Annotated in this window: 12 protein-coding genes; 2 read left to right on the forward strand and 10 right to left on the reverse strand. The window is 73.6% G+C overall.

Going from position 1 to position 18,535, the window contains the following annotated elements; all coding sequences use genetic code 11:
- Positions 1–14 precede the first annotated feature (14 nt).
- The 6 genes from IG05_RS0131655 to IG05_RS0131680 are packed head-to-tail and all read right to left on the reverse strand — an operon-like array spanning position 15 to position 9,459.
- Positions 15–3,035 carry an alpha-mannosidase gene (locus tag IG05_RS0131655; protein ID WP_030347479.1) on the reverse strand — a complete coding sequence of 1,007 codons (3,021 nt, stop codon included), beginning with the start codon at positions 3,033–3,035 and terminating at the stop codon, positions 15–17.
- On the reverse strand, positions 3,028–5,097 hold the full coding sequence (locus IG05_RS0131660; protein ID WP_051790461.1) for an endo-beta-N-acetylglucosaminidase: 2,070 nt from the start codon (positions 5,095–5,097) through the stop codon (positions 3,028–3,030). Before IG05_RS0131660 ends, IG05_RS0131655 begins: the two co-directional genes overlap by 8 nt.
- Positions 5,094–6,350 (reverse strand): glycoside hydrolase 5 family protein, encoded by a 1,257-nt coding sequence (locus tag IG05_RS0131665; protein ID WP_030347481.1) that lies wholly within the window; start codon positions 6,348–6,350, stop codon positions 5,094–5,096. The genes IG05_RS0131660 and IG05_RS0131665 overlap by 4 nt, the downstream gene beginning before the upstream one ends.
- Positions 6,351–6,376: 26 nt before the next feature.
- The gene (locus tag IG05_RS0131670) at positions 6,377–7,282 is read right to left on the reverse strand and encodes a carbohydrate ABC transporter permease (protein ID WP_030347482.1); all 906 of its coding nucleotides are present in this window, start codon (positions 7,280–7,282) and stop codon (positions 6,377–6,379) included.
- Positions 7,279–8,166 carry a carbohydrate ABC transporter permease gene (locus IG05_RS0131675; RefSeq protein ID WP_030347483.1) on the reverse strand — a complete coding sequence of 296 codons (888 nt, stop codon included), beginning with the start codon at positions 8,164–8,166 and terminating at the stop codon, positions 7,279–7,281. Before IG05_RS0131675 ends, IG05_RS0131670 begins: the two co-directional genes overlap by 4 nt.
- 6 nt (positions 8,167–8,172) lie before the next feature.
- Positions 8,173–9,459 (reverse strand): ABC transporter substrate-binding protein, encoded by a 1,287-nt coding sequence (locus tag IG05_RS0131680; protein ID WP_030347484.1) that lies wholly within the window; start codon positions 9,457–9,459, stop codon positions 8,173–8,175.
- Between the two features lie 229 nt (positions 9,460–9,688).
- Between IG05_RS0131680 and IG05_RS0131685 the strand changes: the two genes are divergently transcribed.
- Both IG05_RS0131685 and IG05_RS0131690 read left to right on the forward strand, forming a co-directional pair.
- On the forward strand, positions 9,689–10,750 hold the full coding sequence (locus IG05_RS0131685) for a LacI family DNA-binding transcriptional regulator (RefSeq protein ID WP_030347485.1): 1,062 nt from the start codon (positions 9,689–9,691) through the stop codon (positions 10,748–10,750).
- A 107-nt stretch (positions 10,751–10,857) separates the two neighbouring features.
- The gene (locus IG05_RS0131690; protein WP_030347486.1) at positions 10,858–12,204 is read left to right on the forward strand and encodes an amidase; all 1,347 of its coding nucleotides are present in this window, start codon (positions 10,858–10,860) and stop codon (positions 12,202–12,204) included.
- Between the two features lie 93 nt (positions 12,205–12,297).
- Here IG05_RS0131690 and IG05_RS47205 read toward each other — a convergent pair whose 3' ends face one another.
- From IG05_RS47205 to IG05_RS0131710, 4 genes are all read right to left on the reverse strand, one after another.
- Positions 12,298–12,471: a hypothetical protein gene (locus IG05_RS47205; RefSeq protein ID WP_107051458.1), complete on the reverse strand. Its 174-nt coding sequence runs from the start codon at positions 12,469–12,471 to the stop codon at positions 12,298–12,300.
- 399 nt (positions 12,472–12,870) lie between these two features.
- Positions 12,871–14,388, reverse strand: a complete 1,518-nt coding sequence (locus IG05_RS0131700) for an SDR family NAD(P)-dependent oxidoreductase (protein ID WP_030347487.1) — start codon at positions 14,386–14,388, stop codon at positions 12,871–12,873.
- A gap of 327 nt (positions 14,389–14,715) precedes the next feature.
- Positions 14,716–16,047, reverse strand: coding sequence for a wax ester/triacylglycerol synthase family O-acyltransferase (locus tag IG05_RS0131705; RefSeq protein WP_030347488.1), 1,332 nt, complete (start codon positions 16,045–16,047; stop codon positions 14,716–14,718).
- A gap of 148 nt (positions 16,048–16,195) precedes the next feature.
- Positions 16,196–18,517, reverse strand: coding sequence for a GH92 family glycosyl hydrolase (locus tag IG05_RS0131710; protein WP_030347489.1), 2,322 nt, complete (start codon positions 18,515–18,517; stop codon positions 16,196–16,198).
- Positions 18,518–18,535 lie beyond the last annotated feature (18 nt).

Raw genomic sequence — 18,535 nt, forward strand, 5'->3', positions numbered from 1 at the left:
TGCCCGCCGCGGTGTCACGCCCTGCGCAGCCTCAGGGTCACGAGTTCGAACGGGCGCAGCCGCACGGTGACGCGGTCGCCGTCCGGCACCGGCGGCCTGCCCTCGTCCCAGGGCCGCTCCAGCAGGTCCGTCGCCATGACCTCCGCGACCGCGAACCCGGCCGTCAGCGTGGCCCGGGCACGGCCGCCGTGGGCCTCGTGGAAGCGGACGACCACGTCCCCGCTGCCGTCGTCGGCGAGCTTCACCGCCGTCACCACCACCGCGTCGTTGTCGACCGTGACCAGCGGCGCGACCTCCCGGGCGCCGGTCAGGCGGCGTTCGGGCAGGTTGACCCGCCAGCCCTCGCGGACCGCGTCGGCGATCGAGGCGCCGGGCAGCAGGGCGTGCCGGAAGCGGTGCACGCCCTGGTCGGTCTCGGGGTCGGGGAAGCGCGGGGCGCGCAGCAGGGAGACCCGGACCGTCGTGGTGGTGCCGCGGTCGCCGTCGGCACGGACCGTACGGGTGACGTCGTGGCCGTACGTCGAGTCGTTGACGATCGCCACGCCCCAGCCGGGTTCCTCCAGGTGGACGAAGCGGTGGTTGCAGGCCTCGAACTTGGCCGACTCCCATGAGGTGTTGGTGTGGGTGGGGCGGAAGACGTGCCCGAACTGGGTCTCGGACGCGTACCGTTCGGCGTGCAGGTCGAGCGGGAAGGCCAGCTTCAGGAACTTCTCCGTCTCGTGCCAGTCGACCTCGGTGTCCAGGAGCAGCCGCCGCTCCCCCGGCGGCAGGGTCAGCAGCTGGGTGACCCGGGAGGAGCCGAAGGCCCTCACGACGCGTACCGAGGCGCCGTCCTCGCCGGCCGTGACCGACTCGGCGTCGGTGAGGTCGGTGACGGTGTTGCGGTAGAAGGAGTCGACGTCCCAGGCGTCCCACATGTTCGGGAAGTCGGGGTGCAGCTGGAGGAGGTTCGCGGCGCGGCCGGGGGCGACGGTCTCGCGGTCGGCGGCGGGGTCGTAGGCGGAGACGACCAGGCCCCGGGCGTCGACGGTGATCCGCAGCAGGCCGTTGTCCAGCGTGAACCCGCCGTCCTCGCGCGGGGTGAGCCGCGTGCGGCCCGTCACGGAGGGCGGGGCGGCACCACCCGCCGGGACGCCCTGGCCGGCGTGCGGGGCCGCGTTGAAGAGCAGCTCGGTGCCGCCCTCGCCGGCCAGGGCCCGCTGCGCCGCGCCGGTGATCCCGTCCAGCTCGGCGGCGATCCGCTCGTACGTCGCCCGCGCCTCCCGGTGCACCCACGCGATGGAGGAGCCGGGCAGGATGTCGTGGAACTGGTGCAGCAGGACCGTCTTCCAGATCCGGTCCAGCTCCTCGTAGGGGTAGCGGAATCCGGTGCGTACGGCCGCCGTGGCCGCCCACAGCTCGGCCTCGCGCAGCAGGTGCTCGCTGCGCCGGTTGCCCTGCTTGGTCTTCGCCTGGCTGGTGAGCGTGGCGCGGTGCAGTTCCAGGTACAACTCGCCGACCCAGACGGGCGGTTCGGGATACTCGGCCTCGGCCTTCTCGAAGAAGGCGCGCGGGGCCTCCCAGACCACGGTCGGGGAGCCCTCCAGGTCGCGCAGCCGGGCCGCCCTGGCGACCATCTCCCGGGTGGTGCCGCCGCCCCCGTCGCCCCAGCCGGTGGGCGCGAGGGAGTGCCGGGCCCGGCCCTTGTCCCGGAAGTTGCGTGCCGCGTGGGCGAGTTCACTGCCCTTCATCGAGCAGTTGTAGGTGTCGACGGGCGGGAAGTGGGTGAAGATCCGGGTGCCGTCGATGCCCTCCCAGTGGAAGGTGTGGTGCGGGAACCGGTTCGTCTGCGACCAGGAGATCTTCTGCGTCAGCAGCCACTTGGAGCCGGCCGCCCTGATGATCTGCGGCAGGCCCGCGGCGAAGCCGAAGGTGTCCGGCAGCCACGCCTCCTCGTTCTCGATGCCGAACTCGTCGAGGAAGAAGCGCTTGCCGTGCACGAACTGCCGGGCCATCGCCTCCGAACCGGGCATGTTGGTGTCCGACTCCACCCACATCCCGCCGGCCGGCACGAACCGGCCCTCCGCCACCGCCTTCTTCACCCGCGCCCACACCTCGGGCCGGTGCTCCTTCACCCAGGCCCACTGCTGCGCCTGGGACATGGCGAACACGAACTCCGGCTCGTCCTCGATGAGCGCGGTCATGTTGGACGTCGTACGGGCCACCTTGCGCACCGTCTCGCGCAGCGGCCACAGCCAGGCCGAGTCGATGTGCGCGTGCCCGACGGCACTGATCCGGTGCGCGGACGGCACGGCCGGGGCGGACAGCACGCCGGTCAGCCGGGCCCGCGCCCGGTCCGCCGTGCCGTTCACGTCCTGGAGGTCGACGGCGTCCAGGGCGCGTTCGACCGCGCGCAGGATGTCGTGCCGGCGCGCGGAGTCCACGGGCAGCTCGGCCATCAGCTCGCCCAGCACCTCCAGGTCGAGCACCAGCTGCCACACGGTCTCGTCGAACACGGCGAGGTCCATGCGGGTGAGCGTGTACTGCGGCTCGCTGCCGGCGGTGTCCTTGTCGCCCAGCGGGGTCGGCCGGAAGGGGTGGTAGTCGAGGACGACCGGGTTGGAGGCGGCCTCGATGTGCAGGCGCACCTCCTCGCCGCCCGCGACGGGAGCGCCGATCCGCACCCACTGGTTGCGCGGGTTGAGGCCCTTCACCGGGGTGCCGTCGGGCCGGTAGACCAGGCCCTCGCACTGGAAGCCGGGCATGTTCTCGTCGAAGCCCAGGTCCAGCAGCGCCTCGACGGTCCGGCCGGCCCACGCCTCGGGCACGGTCCCGGTCACCCGGAACCAGCTGGTGCCCCACGGGGCGCCCCACCGGGCGCCCACCTCGATCGGCCCGGGCTCGGCGGCGAGCCCCTCCGCGACCGGCACGGGCTCGCCGGGCGCGTGCCACACCTCGACCCGGAGCGGCACGGACTCGGGGTACACGGCGGGGCGGACACGTTCGTCGAGGACGCGCCTGAGGCGGGCTTCCACCAGCGTGCGGTCGTCATGCATGCGGGGTGCTCCCTGCGGGTTGCGGTGTTGACCAGGGGTGGGTGACGGTGACGGGGGCCGAGGCGTCGTAGAGCTCCCCCACCGCGCGTACTTCGAACCGTGCCACGCTCTCGCCCTGTTCGGGCCGCTGGCCGGCGACGAACCAGGCGCGCTGGCCGGTGGCGCCGAGGAAGCGGCGGGTTCCGTCGGGGAGGAGACGGTGCAGGGTGTAGTGGCGGACGGTGCCGGGGGCGGTGTTCCAGGCGAGCCGGAGGTCGCCGCCGTTCGCCGCGGTGACACGGGCGCCGGTGGGGGCGGCGGGCGGCGGCGGGGTGCCGTCGGGACGGACGGCGAGGCCGCCCAGTCGCCAGCGGACCGGGCCGTCCGCCGCGGTGAGGCGGACGCCGAGGGCGTGGACGGTACCGGACAGGCCGGTGAGCGGGACGGTCACGGTCCGCCAGCCGTCGGCCGGCCGCACTCGGCCCGCCTTGCCGACCGGGTCCACAGGCAGATACGTGTACGGCGGTGTCGCCCCCGACGCGCCCGGTTCGGCCGTCGCCACCGCCAGTTCGGCGCTCACCCTCCCAGACTCGCTCCGGAAGGTCAGGTCGACAACCGTGTTCACACCGATCGGCAGCCGGGTCGCGTACAGGTCCACCACCGCCGGCTGATCCAGACCACCGGCCACCAGCACGCTGCTCCCGCCCCGCCAGGCGTCGGCGAAGTCGAAGGCGACCGACGGCCGCTCCCCCGCCGTCCGCACCACCCAGCGCCGTGACGGCAGCCGGTCCTGGAGCCCCAGGTGGTTCCACGGCGCCGCCGAGACGACGGCCCCCTCCTCGTAGAAGCGCAGCCCGTGCCCGGTGTTGAACACGGACGCGAACGGCACCGAGGTCACCGTCGACCGGTCCGCCACGGAGACCGCCGGCGCCCGCCACGGATCACTCGGGTCCGGCCGTGCCGGGTCCAGCGACCGCCCGGTCCAGAACCGGTCGTCGGCCGCGTGGAAGTCCCCGGGGGTGCGCCGGTCGGCGGGCAGGTGGTTGCGGGTCCACTCGGGCCGGTAGAGACCGAGCGAGGTGACGTGCGGTCTGCCGGCCGGCACGATCGCGTCCCAGTCGACCGGGGTGCCCGACCCGTTCGACTCCACGTCGACGCCGGCCCACAGCCGGTAGCGGCCGCGCCCCAGCCGGTCCGCCCTCGTACCGGAGGAGGCCAGGGTGGCCGCGCTCCACCGGAAGTCCACGAACATGTCGTCGGCGGTCTGGAAGAACGCCTGGTTCTGGCTGTTCAGCGCGCCCTGCCAGCCGACCGTGCCGTTCACGGTCATCGCGTCGTACCAGGTCACCCGCTGGCCGCGGGCGGCCGCGAGGGCCTTCAGCTCCCGGACGAAGCCCAGCACGGCCGTGCCCAGCGCGGTGTTCCCGCCGCCGGTCTCGGCGTTCACGAACCAGCCGTCGAAGCCGTGGGCCGCCGCGACCGCGACGAGTTGCGCGGCGAGCGGGTGGTGCCCGGCGGCGTCCCGCTGCACCAGGTCCCGGGTCCACCGCAGCTGTCCGCCGTAGGCCGCCGGCGGCAGGAAGACGTTCCCGAGGACGGGCACGCCGTGCCGGTGGGCCGCGTCCACGACGGGCGCGTTCGGCGCGAGGATCAGCCCCTCGCCGGCCGAGCCGCCCCAGAAGACCAGCTCGTCCAGGTACGCCCAGTGGGTCAGGGCGTAGTGGTCGGCGGTGGCCGAGCCCTGGGAGGGGTTGCCCGAGGTCGGCCCGAAGGAGACGAGCGCCTGGACGCGGGCCTGGCCCGAGCGGGCGGTGGGGTTCGCCGGGGCCGGGGTGAAGCGGGGGGCGAGCGGCACGGTCGCGGCGTTGAAGGCGAGGTCGGGGTCGTCGGCCGCGCGCCAGCTCTTCAGGCTGCGCCAGGTGATGCCGGGGCCGGGGCTGCCGGCGGGCAGCGAGTCCGGGTACCAGTAGGCGGTGTACGGCGGGGTGGCGGCGGCGGCGCGCGGGGCGGCCGCCGCGGGCAGTGCGGGGGTCAGGGCGGCGGTACCGGCGGCGATCAGGACGGTGCGTCTGGTGGGGTTCACGAGCGGGTGCCTCCGTGGGGGGTGGGGAGTACCTGGCCGGGGGTGACGACGTCGGTGATGCCGCGTGCGGCGAGGTGGTCCTTGTCGTCGGCGCGCGTGTCGAGGACGGTGGTGGGGCGGGCGCCGTCGGCGACGAGCCGGAAGAAGGCGTCGAAGACGTCGCCGCCGGGCGCGCAGCGCGAGCGCCGGGCGGGCGCGGCGGGTACGACGAGGGCCGTGCCGCGCACCGCCGGGGCGCGGTGGGTCCGGCGGGCCGCTCCGGCGAGCACCCGGGCGATGTCCTTGGGCCGCCGGCCGTCGGTCAGCAGGCCGAGGGAGTATTCGAGTTCGGGGAAGTCGGCGAGGGTGCGCGGGACGTCGTGGGAGCACCACCAGGTGACGCCCCACAGGTCCGGGCAGTCCAGGACGTGGGTGAGGGTCGCCTCGGCGAAGGCGGCGGCATGCTCGGCGGGTACCAGGGGCGCGGGCGCGCCGACCTCCTGGAGCCACACCGGCCGGTGCGGTTCGTCCGCCCAGGCCTTGCTCAGCTCGACCAGGTAGGCGGCGTGGTGCTCGGCGGGCACCGAGGTACGGCCGTGCCGCTGGGCGGTGCCGTTGAAGACCCAGGAGTGCACGGCGGTGAGGTCGCCGAGCCGGGCGGAGTGGCCGGGGGTGAAGGGCTGGTCGTCCTGGTACCAGGCGGCGTCGTAGGAGGCGTGCAGGTGGAGCCGGCCGGGGGCGCCGGCGGCGCAGGCGGCGAGCATCCGGGTGAGCCAGCGTTCGGCCTGCCCGGAGGTGATCCGGTCGGGGTCCGGGTGGGGGCCGGCGGCGAACTGGTTGACCTCGTTGCCGACGGTCATGCCGAGGAAGTTGGGCCGGTCGGCGAGGGCGGCGGCGAGGGTGCGCAGGTAGGCGGCCTGGCCGTCGGTGACGTCCGGGTCGGTGAAGAGGTTGCGGCGGTGCCAGGTCCGGGTCCAGGCGGGCAGGAAGTCGAAGCTGCTCAGGTGCCCTTGGAGTCCGTCCACGTTGACGTCGAGGCCGCGTTCGGCGGCGGCGTCGGCGAGGGCCACGAGCTGGTCGACGGCGCGCGGGCGGATCAGGGTGCGGTTGGGCTGGAAGTACGGCCACAGCGGGAAGACCCGGATGTGGTCGAGGCCGAGGGCGGCGACGGCGTCGAGGTCGGCGCGCACGGAGTCCAGGTCGAAGTCGAGCCAGTGGTGGAACCACCCTTCGCTGGGCGTGTAGTTGACGCCGAAGCGCACGGCAGCGGGCATGCGGTGTCCTTGTATTCGGGGGAGGTTCAGCCCTTGACCGCGCCCTCGCCGACCCCGCGGAAGAAGTACCGCTGGAGGCAGGCGAAGAGGGCGATGAGCGGGGCCACGGCGATCACGGTCCCGGCGGCGACGAGGCGTTCGTCGTTGGCGAAGGTGCCGTGCAGGTAGTTCAGGCCGATGGTCAGGGTGAACCTGGAGGGGTCGCTCAGCACGATCAGCGGCCACAGGAAGTCGTCCCAGGCGCCCATGAAGGCGAAGACCGCGACGACCGCGAGGGTGCCCCGCACCGACGGCAGGGCCACGTGCCAGAACCGCTGCCAGACGTGGGCGCCGTCGACGTAGGCCGCCTCCTCGATCTCGTAGGGCAGGTTGCGGAAGGCGCCCCGCATCAGCAGCACGTTCATCGCGCCGACGGCGCCGGGCAGTACGACCCCGATCAGCGTGTTGTTCAGGCCGAGTTCGCGCATGGTGGTGAACTGGGCGATGACGATGCCCTCGACGGGCACGAGCATCGCCAGCACGAACACGAGGGTGGCCGCGCCCCGGCCGCGGTAGCGCAGCCGGGCCAGGGCGTACCCGGCGAGTGCGGAGCCGACGCAGTTGGTGACGACGTTGGCGGTGGCGACCTTCAGGGAGTTCAGGGCGTAGTCCCAGACCGGGATGGTGTCGGCGACCCGGGCGTAGTTGTGCAGGGTGGGGTGGCCGGGCAGGAACCGGGGCGGGGAGCTGTAGATGTCCTCGGTGGGGCCCTTGAGGGAGGTGGACAGCTGCCACAGGAACGGGCCGGCGGTCAGGGCGAGGACGGCGAGCAGCAGCAGGTAGCGCCAGGCCAGCTCGCCGGCCCGGATCCGGCGGCCGTGCCCGTCCGTGACGCGCGGCTCGCGGGCCGCGGTGGCCGGCCGCTCGGGCCGTACCCGCTCCAGGACGCTCAACGCTCCTCCTTCCGGTCGGCGCGCAGCACGAGCAGCATCAGGGCGACGGTGACGGCGAACACGACGACGGACAGGGCGGAGGCGTAGCCGACCCGGCCGGTGAGGCCGGTGCCGGTGCGCTGGACGAGCATGACGAGGGTGGTGTCCTCGCCGGCCGGGCCGCCGTCCGGGCCGGCCATCAGGTAGACCTCGGAGAACACCTTGAAGGCGGCGACGGACGACAGTGCGGCGACCAGCACCATGGTGGAGCGCACGGCGGGCACGGTGACGGAGAGGAAGCGGCGCACCGGCCCGGCGCCGTCCACGGCGGCGGCCTCGTGCAGTTCGCGCGGCACGTTCGCCAGCGCGGCCAGATAGATGATCATGTAGTAGCCGAGGCCCTTCCACACCGTGACCGCCATGGCGCTCAGCAGGAGCAGCCACTGGTCGCTCAGGAACCCGATCCGGCCGACCCCCACGGTCTCCAGCAGGGAGTTGACCAGGCCGCGCTCGTCCAGCAGCCACACCCAGATCAGCCCGACCACGACGATCGAGGCGACGACCGGGGTGTAGAAGGCGGAGCGGAAGAAGCTGATGCCGGGGATGTTCCGCTGCACCAGCAGCGCGAGCAGCAGCGGCAGGAGGACGAGGGCGGGTACGACGCCGGCGATGTACAGGGTGCTGTTGCGCAGGCCGGTCCAGAACATGTCGTCGTGGAGCAGTTCGCGGAAGTTGGCGAGGCCCACGAAGCGGCCGGGGACGAGGGTGCGGCGGTCGGTGAGGGAGTTCACCAGGGTGGAGGCGAACGGCCAGAGCACGAAGGCGCCGGTGACGAGCAGTCCGGGCGCGGCGAACAGCCAGGGGCTGGACGGCAGCTGGCGCCTGACGCGGGAGGGGGTGGCCATGGCGGGTCAGCCCTGCCGGAGCAGCCGGTCGGCGGCGTTGACAGCGTTGTCAAGGGCTTCCTTCGGGCTCTGCTTGCCCTGGAGCGCCTTGGCGACCTCGTTGCGCAGCGCGGTCTTCATCTGGTCGCTGAACAGTACGGGCGTGTAGTTGACGGCGTTCTTCAGGGACTTGGCGGCGGCCACGCGTACCCGGGTCTCGTCGGTGCCGTCCTCCTTGGTGAAGTACGGGTCGTCGAGGGAGCCGGCGGTGCTCGGGAAGATGGCGACCTTCTTGGCGAAGGACATCTGGTGCCGCGCGTCGGTGACGAAGTGCGCGAAGGCGACCGCGGCCGGGGTGTGCCTGCTGCGGGAGCTGACCATCACGCCCATCACGTACATGTTGACGTGCCCGGTGCTGGTGATCTGGTCGGTGATGCCGATGTCGCGGTACAGGCTCGGCGCGTTCTTCCTGAAGTTGCCGAGGTCCAGGGCGCTGCCGGGGTTCATGGCGACGGCGCCGGTGAGGAACTTCTTGCCGGCCGACTCCCCGGTGGCGGTCAGCGCCTGCGGGTCGAGGGCCTTGGCGTCGTACAGCTTCTTGTACCTGGTGAGCAGTTCCACGCCCTTGGGGTCGTTGAAGGCGAAGCCGGTGCCCTGTTCGTTCATCAGCGGGACGCCGTAGCGCCCGAAGTCCTCGATGGTGGGCACGTTGGCGAGGGTGGCGACCTTGCCGCCGGTCTCGCCGGCCATCCGCAGCGCGTCGGCGAAGAGTTCGTCGTACGTCTTCGGCGGCCGCTCGGGGTCGAGACCGGCCTGCCGGAACAGCGCCTTGTTGTAGAAGAGCGGGCCGGTGTTGAGGTACCAGGGGAAGGCGTACGTGCCCTTCCTGCCCGGTATGCGGTGGCCGGCCCAGGCGCCGGGCAGGTACTCGGACCGGTAGGCGCCGGCGGCCTTGTCGAGGTCGAGGGCGAGGCCGGCCTCGGCGAGCGGGGCGACCAGGTCCGGGGAGACGTTGACGACGTCGGGCAGGGTGCCGCCGGCCGCCTCGGCGCTGAGCTTGTCCGGGTAGCCCTCGGCGGGCTGGTCGACCCATTTCACATGGGTGCCCGGGTACGTGTTCTCGAAGTCGGCGATCAGGCCCTCGAAGTACGGTTTGAAGTTGGCGCGCAGGTTCCAGGTCTGGAAGGTGATGTCGCCCTCCACCTTGCCGGAGGCGTCGGTCGTACCGCCGTCGTCACCACCCGAACCGCAGGCGCTCAGCGGCAGGACGAGGGCGACGGCAGCGGCGGCGAGGGCTCTGCGGGACATGGGCACGGGGACACGGCTCCCTTGCTGTGTCGGGATGCTGGGTGGCGTCAGAGACCTTGCCCGCGGCCTTCCGAGGAAGTCAATGGATTCGCCGGGCTAAAGAAAATCGGCCTTCATTAGTGCAGGTCAGAAGCGTTTTGACGCCACGCTTGCCGCAATTCACTAATGCGCTTTAGGGTCTTGACACATCCGCGTACTCAAGCGCATTAGCACGCACTCTCCGAAGGGGAGGAAGATGCCGACCAGACGGTCCCCCGCCCGCCGGCCCACGATGAAGGACATCGCCCGGCGCGCCGGAGTCTCCGAGAGCGCGGTGTCCTTCGCGCTCAACGGCCGCCCCGGCGTCTCCGAGGCCACCCGCGCCCGCGTCCGCCGGGTCGCCGAACAGCTCGGCTGGCGCCCCAGCACGGCCGCCCGGGCGCTGTCCGGGGAGGGCGCGGCGACGGTCGGCTTCGTCCTGGCGCGTCCCGCCCACACGCTGGGCGTCGACTCGTTCTTCCTCCAGCTCGTCTCCGGCATCCAGGAGGTCCTGGCCGAACGGCACCTGGGCCTGCTGTTCCAGGTGGCGCAGGACGTGACCGACGAGTGCGCGGTGTACCGGCGCTGGTGGGCGGAGCACCGGGTGGACGGCGTCCTGGTGGCCGACCCGCGGGCCGACGACCCGCGCCCCGGCCTGCTGGACGAACTCGGCCTGCCCGCCGTGGTGATCGGCGGCGCGCCGGACGAACGCCATCCCGGCCTGTCCACCGTCTGGGCGGACGACGCGGGTGCGATGGCCTCGGTCGTGGACGAGCTGACCGCCCTCGGCCACCGGCGGATCGTGCACATCGCCGGCCTGCCCGACCTCGCCCACACCCGGCGCCGGACCGCGACCCTGCGCGCGGAGGCGGAGCGGCGCGGCCTGACCGAGGTCCGCTCGGTGACCACGGACTACTCCGACACCCAGGGCGCGGCCGTGACCCGCCGGGTGCTGAACTCCCCTGCTCCGCCGACCGCGTTGATCTACGACAACGACGTGATGGCGGTGGCCGGGGTCTCGGCGGCGGCCGGACTGGGCTGCCGTGTACCGGAGGACGTTTCCGTCGTCTCCTGGGAGGACTCGGCGCTGTGCCGCATGGTCACCCCGCGGCTGTCCGCCCTGTCCCGCGACAGCGCCGAGTTCGGCCGCACGGCCGCCCGCGAACTGCTCTCCCTGCTCGACGGCGCCCCGGCACGGGCGGTGGGGGTCCCGGTGCCACGGCTGACGGGGCGGGGCAGCACCGCGGCCGTCCGCGCCCCGGGCGGCAGGGTGCCCTGACCGGCCGCCGGTCCCGGTTCACCGGGCGGATCCCCTCGACGTACTCCCTCCCACCGTGCAGAGTTCTCCTACCCGCCGTCCGTACCGTTGAGTAGCGAGGAGTGCCCGTGAGCAGCTGGGCCGGCCGGAGTGCCGTCGAGATCGCCGCCGCCGTCCGTGAGAAGCGGGTGACACCCCGGGAGGTGGTGGCCGGGCAGCTCGCCCGCATCGAGCGGCTCGACGGCCGGATCGGGGCGTTCCGGAAGGTCCGGGCGGAGGCGGCGCTCGCCGAGGCCGACGAGCTGGCCTCCCGCGCCGACCTGGCCGGACTGCCGCTGGCCGGAGTGCCGTTGGCGGTCAAGGACAACCTCGCGGTGCGCGGTGAGGCGGCCCGCAACGGCTCGGCCGCCACCCCGGAGGTCCCGGCCGCCGAGGACCATGTGACGGTGGCCCGGCTGCGGGCGGCCGGTGCGGTGGTCGTCGGCCTGACGAACGTGCCCGAGCTGTGCGTCTTCGGCACCACGGAGGGCCCGTACGGCATCGCCCGCAACCCCTGGGACCTCGCCCGCACGGCCGGCGGCTCCTCCGGCGGCAGCGCGGCGGCGGTCGCCGCGGGGCTGGTGCCGCTCGCGCTCGGCAACGACGGCATGGGCTCGCTGCGCATCCCCGCCGCGAACTGCGGGCTCGTCACGCTGAAACCGGGGCACGGGGTGGTGCCGGCCGGGATCGGCAACGGAGACTGGTTCGGGATGTCGGAGAACGGCCCGCTGGCCACGACGGTCGCGGACCTGCGGCTGATGCTGGCGGTCCTCGCGGACGGGGGGTGCGAGCGCCGGGAGGAGCGGCCCCGCCTCCGCATCGCCGCCGCGGTGCGCAGTCCGCTCGCCGGGGTGAGCGTGAGCCGGCCGTATACGACCGCGGTCCGGCAGGCGGCCGGGGTGCTGGCCCGGGCCGGGCACCAGGTGCGGCGGGCCGAGCCGCCGTACCCGCTCTCGCTCGGCGTGACCGCGCTCCGGCACTGGACGGCGGGCACGGCGGTGGACGCCGAGGGCCTGGACCGGGCGCGGCTGGCCCGCCGGACCCGGGTGCACGCGGCCGTGGGCCGCCCGTTCGTCCGGCGGGTCCGCACCGGTGCGGACCGTGAACGGCTGCGCGCCCGGCTGACGCCGTTCTTCACCGAGTACGACGTGCTGCTCACCCCCGCGCTGGCCCGCCGCTCCCCGCGGGCCGGCGCCTGGCACGAACGCGGCTGGCTGCCCAACGTGCTGGCCAACACGGCCTATTCGCCCTTCACCCCGCCGTGGAACCTGACCGGCTGGCCCGCCATGTCCGTCCCGGCCGGCGCCCTGCCCTCGGGCGCCCCGTGCGCCGTACAGCTCGTGGGGCGGCCGGGTACGGAGGACCTGCTGCTCGGTCTGGCGGAGGAGCTGGAGGAGTTGAGCCCGTGGCAGCGGACGGCCCCCGTGGCCGGGTGAGGCGGGAGTCGGTGGCGGCCACGCGGGGCGGGGGGGTGCGGGTCTGCACCGCCGGAGCAGCGTGCGGCGGTCGCGGCGGGCCGGCCCCGGAGGTCAGTCCACGCTGGGCAGGATGTGCGGCTCGGCGAGGTCGTCCTCGTACCCCGCGAGTCGGATCGGGGCGGACCGGGCCCACACGTCGAGACTGCCGAGTTCTCCGGGCCGCCGGCCCGAGCGCTCCGTGTGTTCCTCGGGGCGCTGTTCGCGCTTCGTCTTCTCCGGTGTCACCGCGCACTCCTTATGTGTCGGGTCACCCTCGGGGGCGTACCGGACAGCCTGCGCTCCGGAGCTCGACGCCCGCTCGGGTCTGGATGGAAGGCCAGTTCGGACGCGGTGGCGCCGGTGTCTCGGTCGGAGCAGGCCGTTGTCGACCGGCTCGCCCCAGGACGGACGATGGGTGTGGGTGGGACCCCGTACTGCTGTCCGTCCCCTCCAGGTTAGCCAGATGAGCGGGCATCCGCTCGATAGGGAATGCAAACAAGCGGTAACCGATGCGCGTCCGCCGGCCGCCCAATACCCCCCCCATACGGGGCTGTTTGAAACAAGACGCTCACCCGGACGACCCGGCGAATCACCCATCTGGCCTATGGTGGCGGACACCTGTGCACCCGGTGACGCGGCGCCGGATCACCACTTGCCGGGCGCGTAGTCCTTCAGGAAGACGCCGTACAGGTCCTCGCCCTCCTCGCCGCGCACGACCGGGTCGTAGACGCGGGCGGCGCCGTCGACCAGGTCGAGCGGTGCGTGGAAGCCGGCCTCGGCGAGGCGCAGCTTGTCGTAGTGCGGGCGCTCGTCGGTGATCCAGCCGGTGTCCACCGAGGTCATGAGGATGGCGTCGGCCTCGAACATCTCCTGGGCGCTGGTCCGCGTCACCATGTTCATCGCGGCCTTGGCGGCGTTGGTGTTGGGGTGGCCCGCGCCCTTGTAACCGCGGCTGAAGACGCCTTCCATGGCCGAGACGTTCACGACGTACGCCCGTCCGCTGGCCGCCTTCCGCGCGGCGTCGGCCATCGCCGGGCGGAGCTTGCTGATGAGGATGAACGGCGACGTGTAGTTGCACAGCTGGGTTTCCAGCAGCTCCACCGGAGAGATCTGGTCGATCGTCTGCACCCAGGTGTTGCTGTCGACGACGTCGGGCAGCAGGCCGCCCGCGTCGATGGCGGTGCCGTCGAGGTGCCGGGCGACGCTGGCGTTGCCCGCGACCAGGGCGAGATCGGCGACCTTCTGGGCGTCGAGGCTGCTGGTGCCGAGGGGCAGCGCGGCCAGGCCGTCGACGGCGCCGGAGTTGAAGGCGCCGATCACGTGGTGGGCGGGCAGCTCCCCGGCGGGCAGCGGGGCGCTCTCGCCCTCGACCAGGGCGGCGTAGGCCGACGGCAGGCGGCGCACGGTCTGCGTGGCGTTGTTGATCAGGATGTCCAGCGGGCCCGCCTCGGCGACCTGCTCGGCCAGCGCGACGGTCTGGGCCGGGTCGCGCAGGTCGATGCCGACGACCTCCAAGCGGTGCATCCAGTCCGCCGAGTCCTCCATCGCCTTGAAGCGGCGGATGGCGTCCTTGGGGAACCGCGTGGTGATCGTCGTGTGCGCGCCGTCGCGCAGCAGGCGCAGCGCGATGTACATGCCGATCTTGGCCCGGCCGCCGGTGAGCAGGGCGCGCTTGCCGGTGAGGTCGGCGCGCGCGTCCCGCTTGCCGCGGTTGAGGCGGGCGCAGTCCGGACAGAGCTGGTGGTAGAAGTAGTCGACTTCCACGTACCGCGTCTTGCAGGTGTAGCAGGAGCGCGGACGCTGGAGTATCCCCGCGATCTTGCCGGTGTCGACCTTGGAGGAGGGCAGGATGCCCTCGGTCTCGTCGTCGATGCGCTCGGCGGAACCGGTGGCGGTGGCCTCCGTCACGGCGCGGTCGTGCGCGGTCTTGGCGGCCCGGCGCTCCTGGCGGCGGCGCTGCTTCACCGTCCGGTAGATGTGCGAGGTGGCCCGGCGGACCGCGATCGCGTCGGGGTGGTCGACGTCGATCCGGTCCAGCTCCTCCAGCACGCTCAGGCATACGGCCAGCCGCTCGGGGTCGATGCCGGGCCCGTGGACCAGCTCGTCCACGGAGGCGTCCGTGGGCATGTCCATGGACGCCGAGCCGTCCTCTGTCACCGTCATCGCGCTGCCGCTTCCCTGATCACCCGCGCAGCGCTCCGACTCGCGCCCGCTTTCGAACAGCGGATTTTACGGAGCGCCGGGCCGTGGCACCAAACCGCTCCGCCCGCCCGCCCCCGCACCCGGGGCCACCCGGCCGCTCCCACGCGTCGCCGGGGCGGTCCGCCGGACCCCGGCCGCCCGCCCGCGGCGGGCCCCGCACCGACGGCCGGCCCGCACCGCCACCCGCGTGCAGCACGCGGGTGCGGTGCCGTACCGGTGGCGGTGCCGTACGGGCGGCGCGGGGCGGGAACCTCCCTGAGCCCCCGGCCACCCTCGGGGGGGCCGGGGTCAGTGGTCGCAGACCGCCAGCAGCGTCTCCACCTCGGCCGAGACCGCGTGCGCGAACCGGTCGAGGTCCGGCACCGCCGCCGCGTCGGCGACCAGTCCGTAGTGCACCCGCCCGCGGTACGTGGAGATCGCCACCGCCAGCGCCTGCCCGGGCGCGAGCGGGGCCAGCGGGTACATCTCGGTCAGCCCGTGCCCGCCGAGCCGGAGCCCGAGCCCGGGCAGCGGCACGCTGGTGACCAGGATGTCGAACCACAGCCGGGCCGCCTGCCCGACCAGCGGCCCGGCGAGCCGGTGGCCGAGCGCCGGAACGTGGTCGGCGAGCAGCGCCACCGCGCCGGCGCCCCGGTCGGGTCCCGCGTCCTTGTTCCGCACCATCGCCGTCCGCACGGTCTCCAGCCGGCCGAGCGGGTCGGGCTCGTGCACCGGAAGCCGTATCAAGTACCCGGAGAGCCGGTTGCCCGGTGGCTGGGCGGTGTGCGGGCGGCGCCGGGAGACGGGGATCAGCGCGCGGGGGGCGACGCCCTTGCTGCCGTCGCCGCGCTCGTCCAGCCAGCGCCGCAGCGCGCCGGCGACGACGGCGATGAGGACGTCGTTGACCGTGCCGCCGGCGCTCTTGCGCACCCGGTGCACGTCGTCGATGTCGACGACGACGCCGGCGGTCCGGCGGGTGCCGCTGGGCGCGCAGGTCAGCGCGGCGGTCGGGCGCATGCCGAGCGTGGACCGGGCGAGCGAGGCACCGATGTCCAGGGCCCGGCCCACGTCGGACAGCGCGCCCCTGACCAGCCCGGGCACCAGCGCGGGCAGCCGGCGCACGTCGGAGAGCAGGTCGCGGGGCGGCTCGACGGCGCGGGGCGCGCGCTCGGGCAGGTCGACGGGGTCCAGGACGCCGGCGGCGAGCTTCAGCGCCCGCAGCCCGTCGGCGAGGGCGTGGTGGAACTTGAAGAGCACGGCGAAGGACACCCCGTCCTCGCCGGGCAGCACGTGCGCCTCCCACGGCGGCCGGCCGCGTTCCAGCGGGCGCTCCATCAGCCGGCCGGCAGCCGCGTGGAAGTCGCCGGTCGGGGCGTGCAGCCGTACGTGGTTCAGCGGGTCGAAGTCCGGGTCGCTCTCGCGGGTCGCGCCGCCGAAGGCGAGCGGCTGCCAGGTGTCGCGGATGCGCATGCGCAGGCCGGGTACGGCGGCGGCGCGGGCGGCGAGCAGGTCGGCGGCGTGGGCGCCGGCGGTGGGCGAGTGCGCGGCGAAGACGCCGAGCGCCCCGAGGTGCATCGGGTGCCGGTCGGACTCCATGTTCCAGAAGGCCAGGTCGAGCGGAGCGAGCAGGTCGGAAGTCAAGGGCTTGCCTCACGCGTGCGGAGACGGGCGGATCAGCAGTCAATCCCGGTTGAACGATTACGGTCAAGTACGATCAGACTACGCTCAGTTAACACCAGGTTAAGTCCCGCCCCCGGTGAGGGCGGCGGGACTCGGGAGACACCTGAGGTCACCTCAGAACGGGCGGCGCCGCTTCGGGTGACGTACCCCACTCCGACGGGCGCGGGCCGACCGTGAACGCCAGCGAGCGCACGGAGCGCAGCGCACGGGTGGTCAGGTAGGTCCGGCCGTGCGGTGCCCCGTCCGTGCGCACGGCCTGGACGTAGCGGTCGGCGGCCGAGGTGCCGGGCGCGGTCACCGTCAGCCGGCCGCCGGGCCAGTAGCGGCGGTCCAGGGCCAGGTCGACGCGCTCGAAGACCGGCGTGGTCAGACCCCAGGTGTCGTAGCCGGGCTGGACCGGGAAGATCCCGATGGACGACAGGACGTTCCAGGCGGACATGGTGCCGAGGTCGTCGTTGCCGGTCATGCCGGTGGGGCTGTCGGTGAACAGGGTCAGCGCCGCGTGCACCACGTCCGTGGTCTTCCAGGGCTGGCCGGTGGACAGGTAGGTGTAGGGCGCGATGAGGTCCGGCTCGTTCATCGGGTTGTAGACGGCGGCGTTGTAGTACGCGTACGGGTCGCCGTGCACCCACACCTGGCGGGCGGTGCGCTCCGGGTCGGCCAGCAGCCGGTCGTAGGCGAAGAAGGTGTCCAGCCGGGCGTTGGCCGCACGCGTGCCGCCGATCAGACCGACCATGCCGGGGACGTCCTGCGGGACCAGCCACTGGTACTGCCAAGCCGAGCCCTCGTGGAAGCCCGTGCCGCGGGCCGGGTCGGCCGGGCCGGTGAAGGCGCCGGCGGCGTCGCGGGCGCGGAAGAAGCCGGTGCCCGGGTCGAAGACGTTGCGGTAGTTGCGCGAGCGGGCGGCGTAGCGGGCCGCGTCGTCGGCGTGCCCGAGGCCGCGGGCCATCTGGGCGAGCATCGCGTCGGCGAGCGCGTACTCCAGGGTGACGGAGGCGCCGTGGTGGTAGTCGGAGTCGCCCATCTTGGCCGGCGGCCGGTCCTGGACGAAGGGCGCGAAGCCGTGCGCGATGTACTCGGCGTTGGCCTCCCGGCCGATGCCCGGGTAGCCGGCGGGCGGCACCCCGTCGGCGTTCTTCCTCAGCGCGCGGTAGGCCCGCCCCTCGAAGCCCTTCAGCAGCCCCATCCGGTAGGCGGTGGTCAGGAACGGAGTGACCGGGTCGCCGCTCATGACGTTCGTCTCGACGGGGCCGTAGCCCCACTTGGGCAGCCAGCCGCCGTCCTCGTCGACGGCGACCACCGACCGCGCCATGTCCCGGGCCTCGCGCGGGGCGAGCAGGGCGAGCAGCTGGGCCTGGGTGCGGTAGGTGTCCCACAGCGACCAGTTCTGGTAGTACGTGAAGCCCCGGGCGCGGTGGGTACGGCGGTCCCAGCCGAAGTAGCGGCCGTCGGCGTCGCTGCCGGTGTTGGGTGCGAGGTACGACCGGTACAGCGAGGAGTAGAAGGTGCGGCGCAGCGCGGGCGTGCCGCCCCGCACCCGGACGGCGGCGAGCCGGGCCTCCCACTCCTCGCGGGCCCGGTGCCGTACGGCGTCGAAGGACCGGCCGCCCTCGGCGCGCAGGTTGCCGGCGGCGCCGCGCGCGTCGACGTACGACAGGGCGGTGGTCGCCTCGACCGTGCGGTCCGTGGTGGTGTCGAACCGGACGTAGGCGCCGCCGGACCCGCTGCGGGCGCCCGGGGTGACGGTCCCGCCGTCCCAGGTGCCGTACGCGGTGAAAGGCCGGCTGAAGCGGGTGATCGTGTAGACCGTGTAGGGGCCGGTGTCCCGGCAGAAGCCGTGGCCGGTGATCTCGGTGCGCACGGTGCGGTCGTCCAGGATCCGCACCGAGCTGCTCACCGGCTTGTGCAGCGACTGGGCCGCGTTCAGCAGGACGTTGGCCCGGCCGGTGGCCGGGAAGGTGTAGCGCTGCACGCCGGTGCGGGCGGTCGCGGTCAGTTCGGCGCGGATGCCGGAGGCGAGGCCGACCCGGTAGTAGCCGGGGCTCGCCTCCTCGTCGTCGTGCGAGAAGGCCGCCGCGTACCGGGCGTAGTCCGTCTGTGTGACGTCACCGGTGGTGGGCAGCACCGGCAGGTCGCCGCCGATCCGGCAGCCCACGCCCGACAGGTGGACCAGGGAGAAGCCGCGGATACGGTTCTGCGTGTAGTCGTAGCCGGTGTTGTGCCCGGTGTCCGGGGAGAGTTGCACCATGCCGAAGGGCACGGTCGCGCCGGGAAAGGTGTTGCCCTCGTTCTGGGTCCCGATGAACGGGTTGACCAGGTCGGTGAGGTGGCCGTCGGTCCGCTCGGCGGCTCGTGCGGCGGGGGTGGCGATCAGCGCGGACGCTGCCATCACCCCGGCCAGGCACAGCCGCGTGCGCCGGGTCCCTCTCATGTCGGATGACCTCCGCAG

Source organism: Streptomyces sp. NRRL S-1022, from assembly GCF_000720135.1.
Lineage (GTDB): Bacteria > Actinomycetota > Actinomycetes > Streptomycetales > Streptomycetaceae > Streptomyces.

What these genes read in the sequence shown, in the direction of transcription:
- IG05_RS0131655 (WP_030347479.1), bottom strand. Translation starts at nt 3,035, where the DNA reads ATGCATGACGACCGCACGCTGGTGGAAGCCCGCCTCAGGCGCGTCCTC.
- IG05_RS0131665 (WP_030347481.1), bottom strand. Translation starts at nt 6,350, where the DNA reads ATGCCCGCTGCCGTGCGCTTCGGCGTCAACTACACGCCCAGCGAAGGG.
- IG05_RS0131675 (WP_030347483.1), bottom strand. Translation starts at nt 8,166, where the DNA reads ATGGCCACCCCCTCCCGCGTCAGGCGCCAGCTGCCGTCCAGCCCCTGG.
- IG05_RS0131685 (WP_030347485.1), top strand. Translation starts at nt 9,689, where the DNA reads ATGCCGACCAGACGGTCCCCCGCCCGCCGGCCCACGATGAAGGACATC.
- IG05_RS0131700 (WP_030347487.1), bottom strand. Translation starts at nt 14,388, where the DNA reads ATGACGGTGACAGAGGACGGCTCGGCGTCCATGGACATGCCCACGGAC.
- IG05_RS0131710 (WP_030347489.1), bottom strand. Translation starts at nt 18,517, where the DNA reads ATGAGAGGGACCCGGCGCACGCGGCTGTGCCTGGCCGGGGTGATGGCA.